Source organism: Variovorax sp. YR566 (assembly GCF_051992195.1).
Classification (GTDB): domain Bacteria; phylum Pseudomonadota; class Gammaproteobacteria; order Burkholderiales; family Burkholderiaceae_C; genus Variovorax.
In genome coordinates, this window is record NZ_CP197092.1 from 1,657,832 (window position 1) to 1,679,147 (window position 21,316).

19 protein-coding genes are annotated in these 21,316 nt (G+C 66.8%); 15 read left to right on the forward strand and 4 right to left on the reverse strand.

All coding sequences use genetic code 11. From position 1 onward, the window contains the following. Positions 1 to 65 precede the first annotated feature (65 nt). Positions 66 to 977 (forward strand): 4,5-DOPA dioxygenase extradiol, encoded by a 912-nt coding sequence (gene ygiD / locus ACTG4X_RS07615; protein WP_440533539.1) that lies wholly within the window; start codon positions 66 to 68, stop codon positions 975 to 977. An 18-nt stretch (positions 978 to 995) separates the two neighbouring features. On the opposite strand, the gene zwf is transcribed toward ygiD, so the two are convergent. Next, on the reverse strand, positions 996 to 2,468 hold the full coding sequence (gene zwf / locus ACTG4X_RS07620; RefSeq protein WP_093048351.1) for a glucose-6-phosphate dehydrogenase: 1,473 nt from the start codon (positions 2,466 to 2,468) through the stop codon (positions 996 to 998). Between the two features lie 168 nt (positions 2,469 to 2,636). On the opposite strand from zwf, the gene ACTG4X_RS07625 reads away from it, so the two are divergent. Genes ACTG4X_RS07625 through ACTG4X_RS07640 form a run of 4 tightly spaced genes read left to right on the forward strand, consistent with a single transcriptional unit; the run spans position 2,637 to position 7,656 of the window. Beyond that, entirely contained in the window at positions 2,637 to 3,650 is a 1,014-nt protein-coding gene (locus ACTG4X_RS07625; RefSeq protein ID WP_097200005.1) for an ABC transporter substrate-binding protein, read from the forward strand. Continuing rightward, a complete protein-coding gene (locus ACTG4X_RS07630; protein ID WP_440533540.1) occupies positions 3,651 to 5,912 on the forward strand; it encodes an ABC transporter permease in 2,262 nt (753 codons plus the stop codon). Positions 5,913 to 5,928: 16 nt separating this feature from the next. Further along, positions 5,929 to 6,981, forward strand: coding sequence for an ABC transporter ATP-binding protein (locus tag ACTG4X_RS07635; RefSeq protein ID WP_097200003.1), 1,053 nt, complete (start codon positions 5,929 to 5,931; stop codon positions 6,979 to 6,981). Between the two features lie 12 nt (positions 6,982 to 6,993). After that, positions 6,994 to 7,656, forward strand: a complete 663-nt coding sequence (locus ACTG4X_RS07640) for an HAD family hydrolase (protein ID WP_093048360.1) — start codon at positions 6,994 to 6,996, stop codon at positions 7,654 to 7,656. Here the strand turns inward: ACTG4X_RS07640 and ACTG4X_RS07645 are convergent. Continuing rightward, on the reverse strand, positions 7,602 to 8,270 hold the full coding sequence (locus ACTG4X_RS07645; RefSeq protein WP_093048363.1) for a lipocalin family protein: 669 nt from the start codon (positions 8,268 to 8,270) through the stop codon (positions 7,602 to 7,604). The two genes, ACTG4X_RS07640 and ACTG4X_RS07645, sit on opposite strands and share 55 nt — an antisense overlap. Positions 8,271 to 8,512: 242 nt before the next feature. On the opposite strand from ACTG4X_RS07645, the gene tal reads away from it, so the two are divergent. The 3 genes from tal to ACTG4X_RS07660 all read left to right on the forward strand — a co-directional run bounded on the left by tal (position 8,513) and on the right by ACTG4X_RS07660 (position 11,497). Next, positions 8,513 to 9,469: a transaldolase gene (tal, locus tag ACTG4X_RS07650; protein ID WP_093075945.1), complete on the forward strand. Its 957-nt coding sequence runs from the start codon at positions 8,513 to 8,515 to the stop codon at positions 9,467 to 9,469. Between the two features lie 2 nt (positions 9,470 to 9,471). Further along, positions 9,472 to 11,025: a glucose-6-phosphate isomerase gene (gene pgi, locus ACTG4X_RS07655; protein ID WP_354339181.1), complete on the forward strand. Its 1,554-nt coding sequence runs from the start codon at positions 9,472 to 9,474 to the stop codon at positions 11,023 to 11,025. A 139-nt stretch (positions 11,026 to 11,164) separates the two neighbouring features. Further along, positions 11,165 to 11,497, forward strand: coding sequence for a DUF805 domain-containing protein (locus tag ACTG4X_RS07660; RefSeq protein ID WP_093048371.1), 333 nt, complete (start codon positions 11,165 to 11,167; stop codon positions 11,495 to 11,497). A gap of 55 nt (positions 11,498 to 11,552) precedes the next feature. On the opposite strand, the gene ACTG4X_RS07665 is transcribed toward ACTG4X_RS07660, so the two are convergent. Together ACTG4X_RS07665 and ACTG4X_RS07670 are read right to left on the reverse strand one after the other, a co-directional pair. Further along, positions 11,553 to 12,614: a 4-hydroxythreonine-4-phosphate dehydrogenase PdxA gene (locus ACTG4X_RS07665; RefSeq protein ID WP_440533541.1), complete on the reverse strand. Its 1,062-nt coding sequence runs from the start codon at positions 12,612 to 12,614 to the stop codon at positions 11,553 to 11,555. A gap of 44 nt (positions 12,615 to 12,658) precedes the next feature. After that, positions 12,659 to 13,636: a Bug family tripartite tricarboxylate transporter substrate binding protein gene (locus ACTG4X_RS07670; protein ID WP_097200000.1), complete on the reverse strand. Its 978-nt coding sequence runs from the start codon at positions 13,634 to 13,636 to the stop codon at positions 12,659 to 12,661. 92 nt (positions 13,637 to 13,728) lie between these two features. On the opposite strand from ACTG4X_RS07670, the gene ACTG4X_RS07675 reads away from it, so the two are divergent. The 7 genes from ACTG4X_RS07675 (at position 13,729) to ACTG4X_RS07705 (ending at position 21,315) form a co-directional block, all read left to right on the forward strand. Beyond that, on the forward strand, positions 13,729 to 14,658 hold the full coding sequence (locus ACTG4X_RS07675; protein ID WP_176928685.1) for a LysR family transcriptional regulator: 930 nt from the start codon (positions 13,729 to 13,731) through the stop codon (positions 14,656 to 14,658). A gap of 175 nt (positions 14,659 to 14,833) precedes the next feature. Further along, positions 14,834 to 16,144: an ABC transporter substrate-binding protein gene (locus ACTG4X_RS07680; RefSeq protein ID WP_093048379.1), complete on the forward strand. Its 1,311-nt coding sequence runs from the start codon at positions 14,834 to 14,836 to the stop codon at positions 16,142 to 16,144. 146 nt (positions 16,145 to 16,290) lie between these two features. Beyond that, the gene (locus ACTG4X_RS07685) at positions 16,291 to 17,148 is read left to right on the forward strand and encodes a carbohydrate ABC transporter permease (protein WP_093048382.1); all 858 of its coding nucleotides are present in this window, start codon (positions 16,291 to 16,293) and stop codon (positions 17,146 to 17,148) included. A gap of 13 nt (positions 17,149 to 17,161) precedes the next feature. Beyond that, the gene (locus ACTG4X_RS07690) at positions 17,162 to 17,998 is read left to right on the forward strand and encodes a carbohydrate ABC transporter permease (protein ID WP_093075940.1); all 837 of its coding nucleotides are present in this window, start codon (positions 17,162 to 17,164) and stop codon (positions 17,996 to 17,998) included. 17 nt (positions 17,999 to 18,015) lie between these two features. Beyond that, on the forward strand, positions 18,016 to 19,056 hold the full coding sequence (locus ACTG4X_RS07695; protein ID WP_440533542.1) for an ABC transporter ATP-binding protein: 1,041 nt from the start codon (positions 18,016 to 18,018) through the stop codon (positions 19,054 to 19,056). Positions 19,057 to 19,138: 82 nt separating this feature from the next. Next, a complete protein-coding gene (gene dalD, locus ACTG4X_RS07700; protein ID WP_097200890.1) occupies positions 19,139 to 20,527 on the forward strand; it encodes a D-arabinitol 4-dehydrogenase in 1,389 nt (462 codons plus the stop codon). Next, positions 20,524 to 21,315: an L-iditol 2-dehydrogenase gene (locus ACTG4X_RS07705; protein ID WP_097199999.1), complete on the forward strand. Its 792-nt coding sequence runs from the start codon at positions 20,524 to 20,526 to the stop codon at positions 21,313 to 21,315. Before dalD ends, ACTG4X_RS07705 begins: the two co-directional genes overlap by 4 nt. The last annotated feature ends 1 nt before the right edge of the window (position 21,316 follow it).

The window sequence follows — 21,316 nt, forward strand, 5'->3', positions numbered from 1 at the left end:
GGCGCCTTCGAAAAAGTGTGCGCAAAGGCACCGCCTTGCGCCGGAAACTGTTGCAGAGTGCCGCCATGCCAATGACGACAACGCTTGCAACCTCCGAACTGGGCCGCCGCGGCTTCCTGATGGGCACCGCCCTTGGCGCGACTGCGGTGCTGGCCTCGCTGGCCTGCAGCGTGCAAGCCGCCGGCGCAGCGCCTTCGCGCCGCATGCCGGTCGTCTTCATCGGCCACGGCTCGCCGATGAACGCCATCAGCGACAACGCCTTCACGCGCCGGCTCTCGGCATGGGGCCGCGAGCTGCCCCGGCCGTCGGCCATCCTCAGCGTGTCGGCGCACTGGCTCAGCCGCGGCGCCACCGGTGTCGGCATGCAGGCGAGGCCGAAGACGATCCACGATTTCGGCGGCTTCCCGCAGGCGTTGTTCGACATCGAATACCCGGCGCCGGGTCACCCCGCGCTTGCCCAGGAGACCGTCGACGTGGTGAAGCAGACGCCGGTGATCGCCACCGAGCAATGGGGCCTCGACCACGGCACGTGGTCGGTGCTGAAGCACCTGTACCCCAAGGCCGACATTCCCGTGTTCCAGCTCAGCATCGACTACGACAAGCCGGCCGCCTTCCACTATGCGGTGGGCCGCGACCTCGCCGCGCTGCGCGACAAGGGCGTGCTGGTGATGGGCAGCGGCAACGTGGTGCACAACCTGCGCGCCACCGACCGCGGAACGCCCGACGGGCCCAGCGCAAGCCGGCCATGGGCACAGTCGTTCGACGATGCGGTGAAGTCTGCACTTGCGGGCCGCGACGACCGCGCACTGGTCGACTACGCGAAGCTGGAAGGCGCATCGACCGCCGTGGCGATGCCCGATCACTACTACCCGTTTCTCTACGCCCTCGGCGCCGCCGGGAGCGGCGAGCGCGCGAAGACGATCTACGAGGGATTCCAGTCGGGCACGCTCAGCATGCGTTGCCTGCAGTTCGGCTGAGCGCGACCGAAGCGGGCGTTACTGCTCTTCGCCCCAGGCGAAGCCGTCGCGCGCAATCATCGCGCTGGACGCGCTCGGGCCCCAGGTGCCAGCCGCATAGGGGCGCGGGCCGCCGTCCGATTCCCAGCTGTCGATCAGCGGCTCGACCCAGCGCCATGCTTCTTCCTGCTCGTCGCTTCGCACGAACAGGTTCAGGCGGCCGTCGATCACGTCGAGCAGCAGGCGCTCGTAGGCGCCCACGCGTTCGGCGCCGAAGCGCTTGTCGAAGTCGAGGTCGAGCTGCACCGGCGCCAGCTGCGCGGCCGCGCTCTGGTTGCCGTTGGTGCGCTGCCGGTTGTCCTGCGCCTGCGCGAGCATGTGAAGCTCCAGCCCGTCCTTGGGCTGCAGGTTGATCACCAGCTTGTTGACGTTGCCCGCCGGTGCCCGGTAGATGGCATGCGGCGTGGGCCTGAAGTTGACCTCGATGCGCGCGTCGCGCGAAGCCAGCCGCTTGCCGGTGCGGATGTAGAAGGGCACGCCGGCCCAGCGCCAGTTGGCGATTTCGGTGCGCAGCGCCACGAAGGTCTCGGTGCGGCTGTCGGGGTTCACGCCCGGCTCGTCGCGGTAGCCCTGCACCCGCTCGCCGTAGGCCGTGCCGGCCGTGTACTGGCCGCGCACCGTGTGCAGGCCCAGGCTCTCGGGCGTCCAGGGCTTGAGGGCGCGCAGCACCTTGAGCTTTTCGTCACGGATGGCGTCGGCGTGCGAGTTGATCGGCGGCTCCATGGCCACGGCGCACAGCAGCTGCAGCGCGTGGTTCTGCACCATGTCGCGCAGTGCGCCGGTCTGGTCGTAGAACGCGCCGCGCTTTTCCACGCCCAGGTCTTCGGCAATGGTGATCTGGATGTTGGAGATGTGCTCGCGGCGCCAGATGGGCTCGAACAGCGCATTGCCGAAGCGCATGGCGAACAGGTTCTGCACCGAAGGCTTGCCGAGGTAGTGGTCGATGCGAAAGACCTGCTTTTCTTCGAGCACCTTGCCAACGGCGGAGTTGATGGCGCGGTTGGAAGCCAGGTCGTGGCCCAGCGGCTTCTCAAGCACGATGCGGGTCCTGGAACCGTTGAGCCCGGCCGCCGCGATCTGCTCGACCACCTGGGTGAAGAGCGCGGGCGCCGTGGCCACGTACATCACCACCGTCTTGGCGTCGCGCTGGTTGAGCAGGCTCGCCAGGCGGGCATAGTCGTCGGGCTTCGAGAGGTCCATGCGCAGGTAGTGCAGCATGGAGGCGAACTTCTCGAATTCCTCCGGCGAAGGCCGCTTGGCGCCTTCGACCGCCTTGAAGCGCGACTGGATCAGCTCCCGGTACTGGTCGTCCGACAAGTCGTCCCGCGCCACGCCGACGATGCGGCCGTCAGGTGGCAGGCTGCCGTGCCGGAATGCCTGGAACAGCGCGGGCATCAGCTTGCGCCACGCGAGATCGCCAGTACCGCCGAACAGAACGAGATCGAAGCTCATGATGAGAAAACTTTCCTTTGTCTGAGTGCCGAGGCAGGCTGCATGCGTCGCTGATGCGACATGCGCCAGTCGCGATGGTACTTGTACCGATTCAAGAGACCTGTACTAAAGCTACGCTGCCCCATGGCCGCGAGGCCTTTTTTTATTGCACAGAGGTGGAGAGACCCAATGAAGAGCAAGATTCTCACCGCAGCCGCGCTGCTCGGCCTGTCGGCCGCCGCGTCGGCCCAGACCGTCAACGTGATCTGCTCGGTCCAGGCCGAGTGGTGCAACGTGATTTCCACCGTCTATGCCCGTACCACCGGCGTGCGCATCAACATGGCGCTCAAGGGCTCGGGCGAAGCGCTAGCCCAGCTGATTGCCGAGAAGGACAACCCCAAGACCGACATCTGGTTCGGCGGCACCGGCGACCCGCACCTGCAGGCGGCCGAGCAGGGTCTCACGCTCGAATACAAGTCGCCCACGCTGTCGCAGTTGCACCCCTGGGCCCAGCAGCAAGCCAAGCAGTCGGGCTACAAGACGGTCGGCATCTATTCGGGCCCGCTGGGCTTCGGCTACAACCCCGAGCTGCTGGCCAAGAAGAAGCTGCCCGTGCCCAAGACCTGGGCCGACCTGCTCAAGCCCGAATACAAGGGCGACATCCAGGTGGCCAACCCCGCATCGAGCGGCACGGCCTACACCATGATCGCCACGCTGGTTCAGATGATGGGCGAGGACAAGGCCTTCGACTACCTCAAGGCGCTGCACAAGAACGTGGGCCAGTACACCCGCTCGGGTACCGGCCCGATCAAGGCGGTGGCACGCGGCGAAACCGCGATCTCCATCAGCTTCGTGCACGACGGCCCTGGAGAGAAGATGCAGGGCTTTCCGGTCGAGACCATCACGCCGAGTGATGGCACGGGCGCCGAGATCGGCTCCATGAGCATCATCAAGGGCGCGCGCAACCTCGACGCCGCCAAGAAGTTCTACGAATGGGCACTGACGCCCGCCGCGCAGGAGCTGGGCGCCGCCAACAAGCAGTTCCAGTTGCCGAGCAACGTGAATGCAAAGCTCGACCCGCGCATCCCGGACTTCAAGAAGATCAAGTTCATCAACTACGACTACGCCAAGTACGGTGCCAGCGCCGAGCGCCGCCGCCTGATTGCGCGTTGGGAAAAAGACGTCAATTCGCTGCCGCGCTAAGTGGAAGCGCGTTCAGTCGCTGAAGGCGCGCCGGTCAATCCGGCGTCGCTGGCTGCCATCCGGCGCTCGCGGCGCTGGATCTGGGCGTGGGTCGCGCTGGGCTTTGCGGCGTACCTGCTGCTGCCCTGGTATGCGATCCAGGATGCCACCTGGTACGAGGCCGTTCCGCAGGTCTTCGGTCAGGCGGAGGGTGCCAACGGCCTGATGCAGGCGGCTACGCAGGGCCGCATCTGGCTCTTCATCGGCCTTGCGGGGCTTGTGATGTGCGCCGTAGGCGCGTGGATGCCGGCGGGGAGGGCACAAGGGCGCTGGCTGCTGGCGGGCGGCGCGATCGGTGCCATCGGGCTTGCCGTCACGGGCTTTGCCATCGGCGCGCGGGGCTGGAGCTTTGCGGCGCTCAACGCGCAGTTCGGCGAGCTGGCCATCAACCAGTTCGGCATCGGCGCGGGCGGCTTCGTGGCGCTCACCGCGCTGGTGCTGCTGGCGGCCTTCGGCATTGCGCGGCTGGGCCTCTTCAAGGGCGACCTGTTCGTGTCTGCCGCGGTCATCGGCTGCGGCGTGCTGATGGCGCTGTTCATTGCCTATCCGGTGAGCAAGGCGTTGTCCGGTGCGTTCTTCAATGAGGACGGGCAGTGGTCGATCACCGCGTTCGTCGCGCGCGTGTTCACCGAGCGCATCTGGGGCCTTGGCTGCCTCTCCGGCGGCGTGCGCTGCGGCGTGGCGTGGAACACGCTGGTGCTGGCCCTGCTCACGGCGGCCGGCACCACCTTCCTCGGCACGCTGATGGCGCTGATGGCCGAGCGCGGCAGCAAGCGCGGGCAGGGCGCGCTGCGGGTGCTGGCGCTGCTGCCGATCATCACGCCGCCCTTCGTGGTGGGCCTCGGCTTGATCCTGCTGTTCGGCCGCGCCGGCATCGTCAACCAGGTGCTGGAGAACGTGTTCGGCATCGAGCCCACGCGCTGGTTCTACGGCATGCCGGGCGTGCTGGTGGCGCAGCTGTTCGCGTTCACGCCCATCGCCTTCATGATCATGCGCGGCGTGGTGCAGGGCATTGCGCCCAGCCTCGAGGAAGCCGCGCAGATGCTGCGCGCCGACCGCCGCCGCACCTTCTTCACCATCACGCTGCCGCTCTTGAAGCCGGGGCTGGCCAACGCCTTCCTGGTGGGCTTCATCGAGAGCATTGCCGACTTCGGCAACCCCGTGGTGGTGGGCGGGCAGTTCTCGGTGCTGTCGACCGACATCTTCTTTGCCATCGTCGGCGCGCAGTACGACCAGGGCCGCGCGGCCTCGCTGGCCTGGGTGCTCACGCTGTTCGCGCTCGGCGTGTTCGCGCTGCAGCGCGGCGTGCTGGGCAAGCGGAACTACACCACCGTGAGCGGCAAGGGCGACGCCGGCATCGCGATGGCGCTGCCCGACGGCGTGCGCCGCACCATCTACTGCATCGCCTTGCCTTGGATCGCGTTCACCGCCGTGGTGTACCTGTTCGCCTTCGCGGGCGGCTTCGTGCAGACCTGGGGGCGCGACTACAGCTTCACGCTGAACCACTTCAAGAGTGCCTTTGCGCTGGAGTGGGGGCAGTTCGGGCTGGTGTGGGCGGGCACGGCGTGGAACTCGCTGATCACCACGCTCAAGCTGGCAGGCATCTCGGCGCCCATTACCGCGGCGCTGGGCCTGCTGATTGCGTGGCTGCTGGCGCGCAACGAGTTCAGGGGGCAGGGGCTGTTCGAGTTCGGCGCGCTGCTGGCCTTTGCGATTCCGGGCACGGTGCTGGGCGTGAGCTACATCCTGGCTTTCAACGTGCCGCCTTTCGAGCTCACGGGCACGGGGCTCATCATCGTGCTGTGCTTCATGTTCCGGAACCTGCCGGTGGGCGTGCGGGCCGGCACGGCGGCCTTCAAGCAGCTCGACCGCTCGCTCGACGAGGCTTCGCTGATGCTGCGCGCCTCGACCTCGCAGACGCTCTTCAAGGTGGTGCTGCCGCTGCTCAAGCCCGCGCTGGTGGCCGCGCTGGTCTACAGCTTCGTGCGCGCCATGACGACGGTGAGCGCGGTGATCTTCCTGGTCACGGCGGAGAACGAACTGGCCACCACCTACATCATCGGCCGCGTCGGCAACGGCGACTACGGCATCGCGCTCGCGTACTGCACGGTGCTCATGATCCTGATGTCGCTGGCCATTGCGCTGGTGCAGTGGGTGGTTGGGGAGCGCAAGCTTGGGCGGCGCAAGGCGGGTGTGCCGGTTGTGCCCGCGCCCGTGCATTGAAACGAGAGAAGAATCCATGAGCAACGGCATCGAATTCCGCAACGTCACCAAGCGCTACGGCGCCGACAAGAACGCGCCGCTGGCCGTCAAGGGCATCAGCTTCGAAGTACCGGTAGGCACGCTCACCACCATCCTCGGGCCCTCGGGCTGCGGCAAGACGACCACGCTGCGGATGATCGCTGGGCTCGAATCGCCGACCTCGGGCTCGATCTTCATGGGCGGGCGAGACGTCACCACGCTCGGCCCGGCCGAGCGCAACGTCAGCATGATGTTCCAGAGCTACGCGCTGTTCCCGCACATGAACGTGATCGAGAACGTGAGCTACGGCCTGCGCATGAGCGGTGTGAAGAAAGACGAGGCCACTTCGCGGGCGCGCGAGGCGCTGCGGGGCGTGGGCCTGGTCGGCTTCGACGAGCGGCTGCCCAGCGAGCTTTCGGGCGGCCAGCAGCAGCGCGTGGCGCTGGCGCGTGCGCTGGTGCTCGAACCGGCGGTGCTGCTGTTCGACGAGCCGCTGTCGAACCTCGATGCCCGGCTGCGCCGCGAGATGCGCGAGGAAATCCGCTCGCTGCAGCAGCGGCTGAAGCTCACGGTGGCCTACGTCACGCACGACCAGAGCGAAGCGCTGGCCGTGAGCGACCAGATCATCGTGATGGACCACGGCGTGATTGCCCAGCGCGGCACGCCCGAGCAACTCTACGGGCGACCCGACAGCGAGTTCGTCGCCGGCTTCATGGGCGAGGCGATGGTGTTTCCCGCCACGGCGCAAGCCGACGGCAGCGTGGCGCTCGGCCCGCTGCGCCTGCAGCCGCGCTATGCGGTGGCGCCCGGCACGGTGAAGGTGGCGGTGCGGCCCGAAGCCTGGCAGATCGGCGCCAGCGGCGCGGCGGACGGCCTTCCGGCCACGCTGCGCAAGGCCGCCTACCTCGGCAGCTTCTACGAATACGGCTTCGACACCACACTGGGGCCGGTCTTCGTGGTGTCGACCGACCTGTCCCGCCCGCTGGCTGCCGGCGCGCAGGCCACGCTGTCCCTGGGAGCCCATGGCGTGAGCGTGGTGCCCGGCGCATGAAACAATGGCGCCATGAACGTGGTTTTCGACTTGGGCGCCGTGCTGTTCGCATGGGAGCCCACACGGCTGGTGCAGGCCCATCTCTCCCAACACGCACCCACTGAAGCCGCCGCGGCCGCCTTGGGCAGGGCGCTTTTCCATCACGACGACTGGACGGGTTTCGACTGCGGCACCCGCACGCTGGACGACGCCATCGCCCGCATGACGGCGCGGCTTTCGCTACCGGCCGAGCCGCTTCACACCATGCTCGAAGGGCTGGGCGAGCGGCTGGAGCCCATCGGCGTAACAGTCGACATGCTCGAACAGCTGATTGCCCACCGCGAAGCCGGCCAGCCGCTGCGCCTGTACTACCTGTCGAACATGCCCGCGCCGTACGCCCGCGCCATCGAGCGCAAGCACGCCTTCATGCAGCGCTTCGACGGCGGCGTGTTCTCGGGGGACGTGAAGTTCCTCAAGCCCGAACGCGAGATCTACGAAGTGCTGGCGATGCGCTACCGCCTCGATCCGGCACAGACGGTGTTCATCGACGATTCGGCCGCCAACGTGGAGGCGGCGCGTGCCTTCGGCTGGCACGCCATCCACTGCACCGCGCCGGCCGTGCTGCCATCGCAGCTGCAGCGCTACCTGCCGGTGAGTACCACCTTGTCGGTGTCGAACCCCAGGCTGCGGGCGTAGTCCAGTTCCGCGCGCAGCACGGCCTCGTCGAGGCGTGGCGCGCGCGACAGCACCCACAGGTATTGGCGGTCGGGCGTGCCGACCAGCGAAACCTGATAGTCGCGGTCGAGCTTCAGGATCCAGTAGTCGCCCCAGACCATCGGCAGCCAGCCGAGCCACGCTGGCGCAAATCGCACCTGGAGGCGGCCTGCGCCAGGCTGGCCTGCTACCGGCACCACGCGGGCAGCGCCGACGGCCTCGTCGAAGTTGCCGTCTTCCCGCACGCAGCGATTGAGCACCTGCACGGCGCCCCCAGGCTGCGGGGTGTATTCGGCGACCACGGGGCCGGCGCATTGTTTCTGGAAGCGGTTCGGCAGGCGGGCCTGCTCGTGCCAGATGCCCGCATAGCGCTGCAGATCGACCGGCGCCACCACCTGCAGCGGCGCGCGCATCAGCGGTGCGCCGTCAGCCGGGCCGGCCGGCCGGGCGCGTGCGGTGCGCGCCGCGTCCATGGCGAACCAGGTGGCCACGCCGCCCACGACGAAGGCCGTGGCCATTGCGCCGATCGCATTGCTGGTGCGGCGGTCGTCGAAAGGCCGGACGGTGGTGGCGTCGGCGCGCGTGCGAGGGGTCATGAGGCACTCCTGAGGGATGAAGACATTCGGCGTAAAACTCAGGCTAGCCAAGGGCACGGCACGCGCCCGTCAGCCACGGACCACAGGCGGTGTAGGGCGGGGAGGCCGGACAGCGGCGACAACCACACGGGCATCAGGCCGATGGAGCCGCGTGAAAACCCGTGCTACGGTGCGCATGAAAACATCGGCCGACGCGCAACTGCGTGCAGGACTTGTCACAACCCGCACTGGATAATGATTTCATGAACCAACTCGATGCCCTCCGCCAATGGACCACCGTCGTCGCCGACACCGGTGACTTCAAGCAGCTCAGCGTTTCCAAGCCGCAGGACGCGACCACCAATCCCTCGCTGATCCTCAAGGCCGTGCAGAAGCCCGAATACCGGCCGCTGCTCGACGAGACAGTGAAGAAGCACGCGGGCAAGCCGCTCGACGAGGTCATCGACCGCCTGCTCGTGCGCTTCGGCACCGAAATCCTCTCGATCATCCCGGGCCGCGTGTCCACTGAAGTCGACGCCCGCCTGTCCTTCGACACGGCCGCGACCATTGCGCGCGGCGAGCGCATCGTGGCGCTCTACAAGGCCGAAGGCATCGACACCGAAAAGCGCCTGCTGATCAAGGTCGCCTCCACCTGGGAAGGCATCGAGGCGGCGCGTGCCCTGGAGCAGAAGGGCATTCGCACCAACCTCACGCTGCTGTTCTCGTTCGCGCAGGCCGTGGCCTGCGGCGCTGCGGGCGTGCAGCTCATCTCGCCCTTCGTGGGCCGCATCTATGACTGGTACAAGAAGTCGGCCGGCGCCAAGTGGGACGAGGCCGCGAGCGCTGGCGCGAACGACCCCGGCGTGAAGTCGGTGCGCGAAATCTTCAACTACTACAAGCAGCACGGCATCAAGACTGAAGTCATGGGCGCGAGCTTCCGCAATGTGGGACAGATCCAGGCGCTCGCCGGCTGCGACCTGCTGACCATCAGCCCCGAGCTGCTGGCCGAGCTGGCCGCCAGCAACGAGCCGCTGCAGCACGCGCTCGACGCCAAGGCGGCAGCCGGCGGCGACGTCGCCAAGGTCAGCTACGACGAGGCGGGCTTTCGCTTTGCCCTGAACGAAGACGCCATGGCCACCGAGAAGCTCGCCGAAGGCATCCGCGCCTTCGCGGCCGACGCCGTGAAGCTCGAAAAGCTCATGCAGGAAAGCGGCAAGTAAACATGGCCATGACCCTTCGCTGCGATCGCGCGCCGGCCTGGGCGCAATTGCAGTCCAGCTTCGAAACCGCAGGCCGCCAGTTCGACGTGCGCCATGCCTTCGTGGACGACGCGGGCCGCTTCGCACGCTTCAGCCAGGAGGCGCCGCATGTCTTCGCCGACCTGTCGAAGAACCTGATCGACGCGCGCACCGAAGAGCTGCTGCTCGAGCTGGCCCGCGAGTGCGGCCTCGAGGCTCACCGCGACGCCATGTTCGCCGGCGAGCACATCAACAACACTGAAGACCGCGCCGTGCTGCACACGCTGCTGCGCGCGCCGGCCGATGCGCAGACCGGCCCGAAGACCGCGCACGAGCTGCGGGAAGTGCACGCCACGCTCGACGCGATGCTGGCCTATGCCGAGAGGGTGCGCGCCGACCACACGATCACCGACGTGGTCAACATCGGTATCGGCGGCTCCGACCTCGGCCCGCAGATGGCGGTGCTGGCGCTGGCCGAATTCGCCGCGCCGGGCAAGCGCTTTCACTTCGTCTCGAACGTCGACGGCCATGAGCTGGCGGGCGTGCTGCAGGGCCTCGCGCCCGAGCACACGCTGTTCCTCATTGCCTCGAAGACCTTCACCACGGCCGAGACGATGACCAACGCGCTTTCTGCCAAGCGCTGGTACGAGCAATCGGGCGGCACCGACATCGCGGGCCACTTCGCGGCGCTCACCACCAATGTGGAAGCGGCGAAGAAGTTCGGCATCGACACCACCTTCGGCTTCTGGGACTGGGTGGGCGGCCGCTATTCGCTGTGGTCGGCCATCGGCCTGCCGATTGCGCTGGCCATCGGCGCCGACGGCTTCCGCCGGCTGCTGGCGGGCGCGCATGCAATGGACGAGCACTTCCGCACGGCACCGCTCGCGCAGAACCTTCCGGTGCGGCTGGGCCTGCTCGACGTCTGGTATCGCAACTTCCACAAGTTCACGAGCCGCAGCATCGCGCCGTACCACAGCGCGCTGAAGCGCGTGCCGGCCTACTTGCAGCAACTCGAGATGGAAAGCAACGGCAAGCAGGTCGATGCCAGCGGCAAGCCGGTGGCCTTCGGCACTTCGCCTGTGCTGTGGGGCGAGCCCGGCACCAACGGGCAGCACGCCTACTTCCAGATGCTGCACCAGGGCACAGACGTGATCCCGCTCGAATTCGTGGCGGTGCGCGATGCCTCTCACGACCTCGAAGGCCATCACCCCAAGCTGCTGGCCAATGCGCTCGCGCAGGCGCAGGCGCTGATGGTGGGCAAGCTCGACGAGGGCGGCCACAAGAACTTTCCGGGCAATCGGCCGAGCACCTTCTTCGTGTTCGAAAAGCTCACGCCCGAATCGCTGGGTGCCTTCCTCGCGATGTACGAGCACCGCGTGTTCACCAGCGGTGCGCTGTGGGGTATCAACAGTTTCGACCAGTGGGGCGTGGAGCTCGGCAAGGTGCTCGCAAAGGACATCGAACCGCGCCTCGCATCGGGCGATGTCATGGGGCTCGATGCATCGACCGCGGGCCTGCTGAAGCGGCTGGGCAGCTGAATCGGGCCGCTGGCAAGCCAATTCATAACCCGTTTGTTTGCAGGCCGGCTATCGCTTCTAGCCGAGTTTGCCGTTGAAAGACGCATCTATATGATGGCCCGGGGAAATTTCCCTGGGACCAATCAAGAGGAGTCGATCAATGAATTTTCAAACAGCGGTCAAGACCTGTCTGAACAAGTACGTGGATTTCAGCGGGCGCGCCTCGCGCTCGGAGTTCTGGTGGTTCGTGCTTGGACAGCTGGTTATTCTCATCGTGGCAAGCCTGATCCATCGGTTCGTGTACGGCATCGCGGCTCTGGCCCTGCTGCTGCCCGCGCTGGCCGTGGGAGCGCGCCGCCTGCACGACATCGGCAAGAGCGGCTGGTTTCTGCTGCTGGCGCTCATTCCGCTCGTCAACCTCGTGCTGATCTATTTCTACGTGCAGCCGACGCAACCCGAGTCGAACAGCTACGGCGAACCACCGACCGCCTGAGTTTTTAAAAAAGGGCCGCGCAAGCGGCCCTTTTTGTTTGGTCCTGCCGAGAGACTCACGCAGTTACTGCCTGTGCGGCCGTGCGCGCCGGCGCGCCGCTCGCCATGCGCACGCACAGGTCGAAGGCCTGCTGCAGCCCTTCGATCTTTGCAATGCCCTGGCCCGCGATGTCGAACGCGCTGCCGCTGGCCGACGTGGCCACCGGCACCGGCAGGCCACCGTGCAGCGTCACGCCCTGCTCGAAGCCCATGAGCTTCATCGCGATCTGGCCCTGGTCGTGGTACATCGACACCACTGCATCGACGTCGCCGCGCCGCGCGCCGATGAACACCGTGTCGGGCGAGAACGGGCCGCGCGCGTCGAAGCCCTCGGCGCGCAGCTGTTCGACGGCGGGCGCGATGATCTCGATTTCTTCCATGCCGATGGAGCCCCCGTCGCCCGCGTGCGGGTTGAGCCCCGTCACCGCGATGCGCGGATGCGCCACGCCCGCGCGGCGCAGTGCCGACGAGATGATCTTCACGGCGTCGCTCACGCCTTGCACGGTGATGTGGCGCGCCACGTCCTTCAGCGGAATGTGCGAGGTCACGCGCGAGGTCCAGAGCGATCCTGTGAGGTTGAACTCGCAGACGAAGCCCGTCACCGCAAAGCGCTCCTGCATGTAGCGCAGCTCGTCTTCATGCACGAGGCCGCCCAGGCGCAGCGAATGCTTGTTGAGCGGCGCAAAGAGAATGCCTTCGGCCTGCCCGCGCCGCACCGCCAGCGTGGCCAGCTCCAGCGCCTCGAACGAGGCCCGGCCCGACTGTTCATTCGACTCTCCCAGCACCGGCTCAAGGCCCTCCATCCAGTCGCGCGTGAGCAGGCTGGGCCGGCCGTCTTCGAAGCGCAGCGTGTCGAGGTTCTCGACTTGCAGCGGGTCCAGCTTCACGCCCGCCGCGCGCTCGCCGGCGGCCAGCACGATAGGGTCTGCAATCAGCAGCACGCGCGCGGCGTCCAGGTTGCGCTGGCGCGCCAGCAGCTTCACGGCCATTTCGGGGCCGACGCCGCTGGGGTCGCCCAGCAGCACGACGATGCGGGGTTTGGCGGAGATCACGCTCGAGGTCTTGGTAGTGGTGGACATGGTGTGGCTCGGATGCAAGTTGAATGAAAAGGGAGCGGGCCGGTTCATTCGGCCTTGATGTTGGCGTCGCGCACGAGCTGGCCGTAGTGGTCGAACTCCTGCCTGTTCATTGCCGCGAAGGGTTCGCCGGTGAGCGCGCCGGGCTCGCCGCCCAGGGCCTTGATGCGCGTCTGCACGTCGGCCAGCTTCAGCGTGCGCGTGAGCTCGGCGCTCAGCCGCTCGACCGCGGGACGCGGCGTGCCGGCGGTGACGTAGAGGCCGTACCAGGTGGACACGTCAGCGCCCTTGACGCCCTGCTCGGCCAGCGTGGGCACGTCGGGCAGCTCGGGCGAGCGCTGCGGCGCACTCACGGCCAATGCGCGGAACTTGCCGGCCTTGATCTGGCCCATGGCCGAGGAGGTGCTGTCGAACATCATGTCGACCTCGCCCGCGATGATGTCGATGTGCGCCTGCGAGCTGCCCTTGTAGGGCACGTGGATCGACTTCATGCCGGTGGCCAGGTTGAAGGCCTCGCCGCCCACGTGCTGCGTGCTGCCGATGCCCGACGAGGCGTACTTGAAGCCGCCCGGCTTGGCCGCCATGGCCGTCACCAGGTCCTTCACCGACTTGTAGGGCGAGCTGGCCGACACCACCAGCACGTTGGGCATCACGGCCACCAGGCCCACGGGCTGCAGGTCTTTCAGCGGGTCGTACTTGAGCTTGAGGATGTGGGGCGCCACCGCCTGCGCCGTGTTGGTGGCCAGCAGCAGCGTGGCGCCGTCGGCCGGCGCGCGGGCTGTGAGTTCGCCGGCGATGGTGTTGGAGGCGCCGGGCCGGTTCTCGACCACCACGGTTTGCTTGAGCGCGGGCGAGAACTTGTCGGCCAGCACGCGCGCCAGGATGTCGGTGCCGCCGCCGGGAGAGGCGCCGACCATGATGCGCATCGGCTTGTCGGGGTAGCTCGACTGCGCACCGGCCGCTGACACGGCCAGCAGGGCGGCTGCAGCCAGCCCCGCCGCGCGGGCGAGAGAGGGAAATTTCATCGGGTGTCTCCTGCTTGTAATGAGCCCGAGCGTACGGAGCTTCTCCCTCGCGATCCAATCGTAAAAGCCTGAAGCTCCATATACTTTTGCATATGACTTCCGGACTGACCGATGCCTCGCTGATGCTCCACGTGCGGCCGCGCCAGCTGTTGCTGCTGGCCCGGCTCGATGCCCATCGCCACCTCGGCCGGGCGGCCGAGGCCATGAACATCAGCCAGCCTGCCGCCACCAAGCTGCTGCAGCAACTCGAAGATTCACTCGGCGAGAAGCTCTTCGAGCGCCTGGCGCGCGGCATGGAGCCCACGCCCTATGGCGACATCCTCATCCGCTACGCGCGCCGCGTGCTCAGCGACTTCGGCACCGCCCGCGAGGAGATGCTGGCTCTGCGCTCGGGCCTGAGCGGCGCTCTGCGCGTGGGCAGCGTGCCGGGTGCTGTGCCCGAACTGCTGGCGCCGGCGCTGGTGGAGTACCGCCGCCGCCACCCGCAGGTGGCCGTTTCGGTGGTGGTGGAGACCAGCGACGTGATTCAGGCGCAGCTGGAGCAGGGCGACGTCGATCTCGTGCTGGGCCGTCTCACCGAGAGCCATGACGAGGCGAAGTACGCGAGCGTGCCGCTGCTAGGCGAGTCGATGGTGGTCGTGGTGCGCACCGCGCACCCGGTGTTCGAGCGCGCCACCGTCACGCTGGCCGGCATGGCGAACTGGTCGTGGGTGCTGCAGCCGCCGGGCTCGCCGCAGCGCGGGCGCTTCGAGGCGGCGATGCGCGAGGCCGGTATCCAGGCGCGGCTCGACATCATCGAAACGGCATCGCCCATCGCCATTACCGCCTTGCTCGAGAACTCCGATATGGCGGCCGTGATGCCCGCCTCGCAGGCCAACCACTACGCCCGATTGGGCGTGCTGCGCACCGTGCCGGTGGAGCTGCCGGTGCGCGTGCCGCCGATCTGCCTGATCACGCGGGAAGACCGGGCGCTGTCGCCGGCGGCCGCACAGTTCCGCCGTCAGCTGCTGGGCGGCGCCTGAGGCCTTTGGGATGCCGTTTTCCATGCTGTATTGCATCAACTAGGGAATTCACTAGCCAACTGGCGCATGAAAGTACTGGTGGTGGCTGTCGAAGTACCAAAACTGCAAGCGCGTTTCTCCAGAATCCGGCCACGGCGACCCGACAAGAGGGCGTCGCTCACCTCTAGGAGACAACATGAAGCGTTTTCTGAAAGCGGGCCTCGTCCTCGCACTCATCGGCTCGGGCGTCGTGTCCCAGGCCGCCACCGAACTCGTGATCGCGACCGTGAACAACGGCCACATGATCGAGATGCAGAAGCTCACACCCTTCTTCGAAAAAGCGAACCCCGACATCAAGCTCAAGTGGGTCACGCTGGAAGAAGGCACGCTGCGCCAGCGCGTGACCACCGACATCGCCACCAAGGGCGGCCAGTTCGACGTGATGACCATCGGCCTGTACGAAACGCCGATCTGGTCGAAGAAGGGCTGGCTCAAGCCCATTGCCACCGATGCCGCCTATGACATCGACGACCTGCTGCCCGCCATCCGCGACGGCCTGTCGACCGACGGCAAGCTCTACGCCGCGCCCTTCTACGGCGAGAGCTCGATGCTCATGTACCGCAAGGACCTGGCCGACAAGGTGGGCGTGAAGTTCTCCGATCAGCCGACCTGGGCGCAGGTGAAGGAGTTCGCCGACAAGGCCAACGACCCGAAGGCGGGCGTGTACGGCATGTGCCTGCGCGGCAAGCCGGGCTGGGGCGACAACATGGCCTTCCTGACCACGCTGGTCAACACCAACGGCGGCCAGTGGTTCGACATGCAGTGGAAGCCGCAGATCGACACCAAGGCCTGGAAGGACGCGATCACCTTCTACGTCGACATGATGAAGAAGGACGGCCCTCCGGGCGCATCGGCCAACAGCTTCAACGAGAACCTCGCTCTCTTCAATGAAGGCAAGTGCGCGGCCTGGGTCGACGCGACCATCGCGGCCTCGTTCATCAGCGACCCGAAGCAGTCGAAGGTGGCCGACAAGGTGGCCTTCGCGCAGGCACCGACCGCCTCCACGCCGAAGGGCGCCAACTGGCTGTGGTCGTGGAACCTCGCCATTCCGGCCAGCTCGACCAAGGACGACGCGGCGCAGAAGTTCATCAAGTGGGCCACCTCCAAGGAATACATCAACCTCGTGGCCAAGGAAACCGGCTGGGCCTCGGTGCCGACAGGCACGCGCAAGTCGACCTACGCGAACCCCGAGTTCCAGAAGGTCGCCAAGTTCGCCGCTGCAGAGAAGAAGGCGATCGACAGCGCGAACCTCACCGACAGCACCTTGCCGAAGTCGCCGTACGTCGGCGTGCAGTACGCGGCCATTCCTGAGTTCCAGGCCATCGGCGTGGCGGTGGGCCAGCAGATGAGCGCGGCGCTGTCGGGCAAGGTCACTGTGGACCAGGCGCTGAAGACTTCGCAGACGGCCGCTGAGCGTGAGATGAAGAAGGCCGGGTACTACAAGTAAGTCTTCGGGCTTGCTCCCTCTCCCGCTGGGGGAGGGTAGGGGTGGGGGCTCGCGGCGCATCGTTCGGTGCCGCGCCTGATCGGGCAGCCCCCATCCCAGCCTTCCCCAGCGGGGAAGGAGCCAGGGACCACAAGAAGGGATACCTCATGAAAAGACTCCTGCCCCGCGCCCTCATGGCGCCCGCGGTGCTCACGCTCTTCCTCTGGATGATCGTGCCGCTCGTGATGACGTTGTACTTCTCGTTCGTCAACTACAACCTCATGCAGCCCGGTGAACGCACCTTCGCGGGCATCGAGAACTTTCACTACTTCATCACCGACCCGGACTTCTGGCCGGCCACGTGGAACACGCTGCTGCTGATCGGCAGCGTGATCGTCATCACGGTGGTTTTCGGCGTGCTGCTCGCACTGCTGGTGAACGAGCCCTTTCCGGGGCGCGGCATCGTGCGGGTGCTGCTGATCTCGCCGTTCTTCGTCATGCCCGCGGTCAATGCGCTGCTGTGGAAGCACATGATGATGAACCCCATCTACGGCGTGCTGGCCGACGTGTGGCGCGCCTTCGGCGCACAGCCGGTCGACTGGCTCACCGACGTGCCGCTGCTGTCGGTGATCATCATGGTGGCCTGGCAGTGGCTGCCTTTTGCCTGCCTGATCTTCATCACTTCGCTGCAGTCGCTCGACCGCGAGCAGATGGAAGCCGCGCGCATGGACGGCGCGAGCTCGTTCCAGCGCTTCTTCTATCTCACCATTCCGCACCTCGCGCGCCCCATGGCGGTGGTGATCATGATCGAGATGATCTTCCTGCTCAGCGTGTTCGCCGAGATTGCCATCACCACCAATGGCGGCCCGGGCAACGAGAGCACGAACATGACCTACATGATCTTCAAGCAGTCGCTCATGAACTTCGACGTGGGCGTGGCCTCGGCCGGCGCGCTTTTCGCGGTGGTGCTGGCCAACATCGTGGCCGTGTTCCTCATCCGGATCATCGGCAAGAACCTCGACTGAGGAGCAACACGCCATGCAACAACAACAAGCCCCCAGCAACTTCCTGCCCCAGGCCATTCGCACCGTGGGCGCGTGGGCCGTCACGCTGCTGCTGTTCTTTCCGCTCGGCTGGCTGTTTCTCACGGCCTTCAAGACTGAGCTGCAGGCCATCCACGTGCCGCCGCTGTTCATCTTCGAGCCCACGCTCGGCAACTTCAGCGAAGTGCAGCGCCGCAGCGACTACCTGCTGTACGCGCGCAACTCGCTCATCACCAGCCTGGGCTCGACCATCCTCGGCCTGCTGATCGCGGCGCCCGCCGCGTACTCGATGGCCTTCTTCCGCACGAAGAAGACGCGCGACATCCTGATGTGGATGCTCTCCACCAAGATGATGCCGGCCGTGGGCGCGCTGGTGCCCATCTACGTGATCGCGCAGACAGCGGGCATGCTGGATTCGCTCACCGCGCTGACTATCGTGTTCACGCTGTCGAACCTGCCGATCATGGTGTGGATGCTCTACAGCGCCTACAAGGACATCCCGCCCGAGATCCTGGAGGCCGCGCGCATGGACGGCGCCAACCTCTGGACCGAGTTCCGCCACGTCGTGATGCCGCTGTCGGTGGGCGGGCTCGCATCGACCGGCCTTCTGTGCCTGGTGCTGAGCTGGAACGAGGCCTTCTGGGCGTTGAACCTCACCTCCGCCAAGGCCGGCACGCTGGCCACGCTGATCGCCTCGTACTCCAGCCCCGAGGGCCTGTTCTGGGCCAAGTTGTCGGCGGCTTCGCTGATGGCCATTGCGCCCATCGTCGTGTTCGGCTGGTTCAGCCAGAAGCAACTCGTCCAAGGCCTGACCTTCGGCGCCGTCAAGTAAAGAAAGGGAGACATCTCATGGCCTACCTCGAACTCAAGAACATCAAGAAGAGCTTTGGTGAAGTCAACATCATCAAGGGCGTCGACCTGCAGATCCAGAAGGGCGAGTTCATCGTCTTCGTCGGGCCTTCGGGCTGCGGCAAGTCGACGCTGCTGCGGCTGATTGCCGGGCTCGAGCCCATCACCAGCGGCAACCTGCTGCTCGACGGCAAGGACATCACCTGGGCGCCTTCTGGCAAGCGCGACCTTGCGATGGTGTTCCAGAGCTATGCGCTCTATCCGCACATGAGCGTGTACGACAACATGTCGTTCGCGCTGAAGCTCGCGGGTGTGTCCAAGAGCGAGATCAAGACCAAGGTCGATCATGCGGCGAAGACGCTCAACCTCACTCAGTACCTCGACCGCACGCCCAAGGACCTGTCGGGCGGCCAGCGCCAGCGCGTGGCCATCGGCCGCGCCATCGTGCGCGCGCCCAAGGTGTTCCTGTTCGACGAGCCGCTGTCGAACCTCGACGCGGCACTGCGCGGCAACACGCGGGTCGAAATCCACAAGCTGCACCGCGCACTCGGTGCGACCACCATCTACGTGACGCACGACCAGGTCGAGGCCATGACGCTGGCCGACCGCGTGGTGGTGCTGAAAGACGGGCTCATCGAGCAGGTCGGCACGCCGCTGGAGCTGTACGACCACCCGGCCAACCAGTTCGTCGCGCAGTTCATCGGCATGCCGTCGATGAACATGGTGGCCGCCAATGCCATTCCCAGCTTCTCGGCCGCCACCGGCGGCAGGCTGCCCGCCGACGGTTTCCTGGGCGTGCGGCCCGAGGGCCTGCGCGTGCATCCGAAGCAGGGCGCGCCGGTGAGCGACGTGCAGGGCCGCGTCGAGCTGATCGAGGCGCTGGGCGCCGACACGCTCATCCACGTCGACGTGGGCGGCGTGCCGCTCATCGCGAGGCAGAACGACCGCACGCCGCTGCAGGCCGGCGACGACGTGGCCGTGGAGTTCGACCCGTCGGTGCTGCATCTCTTCAACCGCGAAGGCCGTTCGGTCGCCGCGTGACCTTCATTTTTCTTCTACCGTCTTTTCAACGGACATTCCCGTGACCATCGCGCAAATTCCACCGGCTCTCACGGAGTTCACGGTGCTTCACCTGGGCCTTGGCTCATTCCACCGCGCCCACCAGGCGGTGTACCTGCAGAGGCTGATCGACGCGGGCGACACCCGCTGGTCGCTCTCGGGCGCCAACATCCGGCCGGACATGGCCGATGTGGTTGCTGCACTGCAGGCGCAGGGCGGGCGCTACACGCTCGAAACCGTGTCGCCGGCAGGCGAGTACCGCTACGAAGAGATCGAAGCCATCCGCGAAGTGCTGCCGTGGGAGCGCTCGCTGGCCGACGTGATCGCGCGCGGTGCGGCGCCGTCAACACGCATCGTGTCGTTCACCGTGACCGAGGCGGGCTACTACCTCGACGACAAGGGCAAGCTCGACCTGTCATTCGGCGACCTGGCGGCCGATGTCGAACGCGCGCGCCGTGGCGAGGCCGGCGGCGACGGAGTGACCATCTACGGCGCCGTCTGCGCGATCCTGCGCGCGCGCAAGGCCGCCAATGCTGGCGCGGTCACGCTGCTGAACTGCGACAACCTGCGCCACAACGGCGACCGCTTCCGCGCCGGGCTGCTGGAGTTCATCGAACTGGCGGGCGATGCCGATCTGCTGGCATGGGTCAACGCGAACACGCGCTGCCCGAACGCGATGGTCGACCGCATCACCCCGCGCCCGCCGCCCGAATTGCGCGCACGTGTGAAGGCCGCCACGGGCCGTGACGATGCGGCAGCCGTTACCGGCGAGAGCTTCATCCAGTGGGTCATCGAAGACAACTTCGCGGCCGGGCGCCCTGATTGGGGCCGCGTGGGCGTGGAGCTGGTCGAATCGGTGCAGCCTTACGAAGAGGCCAAGATCCGCATCCTCAACGCCACGCACAGTTGTATCGCCTGGGCGGGCACGCTGGTGGGGCTGAACTTCATCCACGAAGGCACGCACAACGCGGCCATTCGCAAGATGGCGTTCGACTACGTCACCGACGACGTCATCCCCTGCCTGAGCCCGAGCCCTATCGACCTTGCGGTGTACCGCGACGTGGTGCTCGACCGCTTCGGCAACCCCGCCATCCGCGACACCAACCAGCGCGTGGCGGCGGACGGCTTCTCGAAGATCCCGGGCTTCATCGCGCCGACGGTGCGTGAGCGGCTGGCGGCGGGCCAGCCCGTCGACAGCGTTGCGATGCTGCCGGCGCTGTTCCTCGCGTTCCTGCAGCGCTGGCACAAGGGCGCGCTGCCCTACGCCTATCAGGACCAAGGCATGGACGAGGCCGTGGCTCATGCGATCTGCGATGCGGCCGACCCGGTCGTTGCACTGTGCTCGGACGCGGGCCTGTGGGGAAACATCGCCGCCGACGCCCGGCTGATCGATGCCGTGCGGCGGGCCGGCGAACGCGTCGCGCGCTTCGTCGCCGCGGAAAGTCGACCATGACGAGCGGGCGCCTTCAGGACCGGCATGTGCTGCTGACCGGCGCGGGTGGCGGCATCGGCCTGGCCGTGGCGCAGGCCTGCATCGCCGAAGGCGCGCGCTGCACCGTGATCGATCGCGCCACCGCCGCGCCCGAAGCCGTGCGAGCGCTGCAGCAGGATCACCCCGACAAGCTCGCCTACATCGCAGCCGACGTCACCGACACCCAGGCCATTGCGCACATGCTGGCCGAGGCGCAGGTGGCCTTCGGGCCGATCCACACGCTGTTCAACAACGCAGCGGTGTTCGACCTTGCGCCGCTGCTAGACAGCGACGAAGCCTCGTTCGACAGGCTCTTCGCGGTCAACGTGAAGGGCATGTTCTTCGTGATGCAGGCCGTGCTGCGCCACATGGTCGAGGCCGGCACGCAGGGTGCATCGGTCATCAACATGGCATCGCAGGCAGGGCGCCGCGGCGAGGCGCTGGTGTCGCACTACTGCGCGACCAAGGCGGCCGTCATCAGCTACACGCAGAGCGCCGCGCTGGCCATGGCGCCGCACGGCATCCGCGTCAATGGCATTGCGCCCGGTGTGGTCGATACGCCGATGTGGGACCATGTCGACAGCCTGTTCGCCAAGGCCGAAGGGCTGCCGCCCGGAGAGAAGAAGCGGCAGGTCGGGCTGGCGGTGCCTCTCGGGCGCATGGGCGTGCCGAGCGACATCGCGGGGGCGGCGGTATTTCTTGCCAGCGACGAGGCGCGCTACATCACGGCGCAGACTTTGAATGTCGATGGCGGTAACGTGATGAGCTGAG

Excerpts from the sequence above, each read along its gene's own strand:
- tal (WP_093075945.1), top strand. The coding sequence starts at position 8,513 with ATGAACCAACTCGATGCCCTCCGCCAATGGACCACCGTCGTCGCCGAC.
- zwf (WP_093048351.1), bottom strand. The coding sequence starts at position 2,468 with ATGAGCTTCGATCTCGTTCTGTTCGGCGGTACTGGCGATCTCGCGTGG.
- pgi (WP_354339181.1), top strand. The coding sequence starts at position 9,472 with ATGGCCATGACCCTTCGCTGCGATCGCGCGCCGGCCTGGGCGCAATTG.
- ACTG4X_RS07625 (WP_097200005.1), top strand. The coding sequence starts at position 2,637 with ATGAAGAGCAAGATTCTCACCGCAGCCGCGCTGCTCGGCCTGTCGGCC.
- ACTG4X_RS07635 (WP_097200003.1), top strand. The coding sequence starts at position 5,929 with ATGAGCAACGGCATCGAATTCCGCAACGTCACCAAGCGCTACGGCGCC.
- ACTG4X_RS07670 (WP_097200000.1), bottom strand. The coding sequence starts at position 13,636 with ATGAAATTTCCCTCTCTCGCCCGCGCGGCGGGGCTGGCTGCAGCCGCC.
- ACTG4X_RS07640 (WP_093048360.1), top strand. The coding sequence starts at position 6,994 with ATGAACGTGGTTTTCGACTTGGGCGCCGTGCTGTTCGCATGGGAGCCC.
- ACTG4X_RS07660 (WP_093048371.1), top strand. The coding sequence starts at position 11,165 with ATGAATTTTCAAACAGCGGTCAAGACCTGTCTGAACAAGTACGTGGAT.
- ACTG4X_RS07685 (WP_093048382.1), top strand. The coding sequence starts at position 16,291 with ATGAAAAGACTCCTGCCCCGCGCCCTCATGGCGCCCGCGGTGCTCACG.
- ACTG4X_RS07680 (WP_093048379.1), top strand. The coding sequence starts at position 14,834 with ATGAAGCGTTTTCTGAAAGCGGGCCTCGTCCTCGCACTCATCGGCTCG.
- ACTG4X_RS07690 (WP_093075940.1), top strand. The coding sequence starts at position 17,162 with ATGCAACAACAACAAGCCCCCAGCAACTTCCTGCCCCAGGCCATTCGC.
- ACTG4X_RS07695 (WP_440533542.1), top strand. The coding sequence starts at position 18,016 with ATGGCCTACCTCGAACTCAAGAACATCAAGAAGAGCTTTGGTGAAGTC.
- ACTG4X_RS07665 (WP_440533541.1), bottom strand. The coding sequence starts at position 12,614 with ATGTCCACCACTACCAAGACCTCGAGCGTGATCTCCGCCAAACCCCGC.
- ACTG4X_RS07645 (WP_093048363.1), bottom strand. The coding sequence starts at position 8,270 with ATGACCCCTCGCACGCGCGCCGACGCCACCACCGTCCGGCCTTTCGAC.
- ygiD (WP_440533539.1), top strand. The coding sequence starts at position 66 with ATGCCAATGACGACAACGCTTGCAACCTCCGAACTGGGCCGCCGCGGC.
- ACTG4X_RS07705 (WP_097199999.1), top strand. The coding sequence starts at position 20,524 with ATGACGAGCGGGCGCCTTCAGGACCGGCATGTGCTGCTGACCGGCGCG.
- ACTG4X_RS07675 (WP_176928685.1), top strand. The coding sequence starts at position 13,729 with ATGACTTCCGGACTGACCGATGCCTCGCTGATGCTCCACGTGCGGCCG.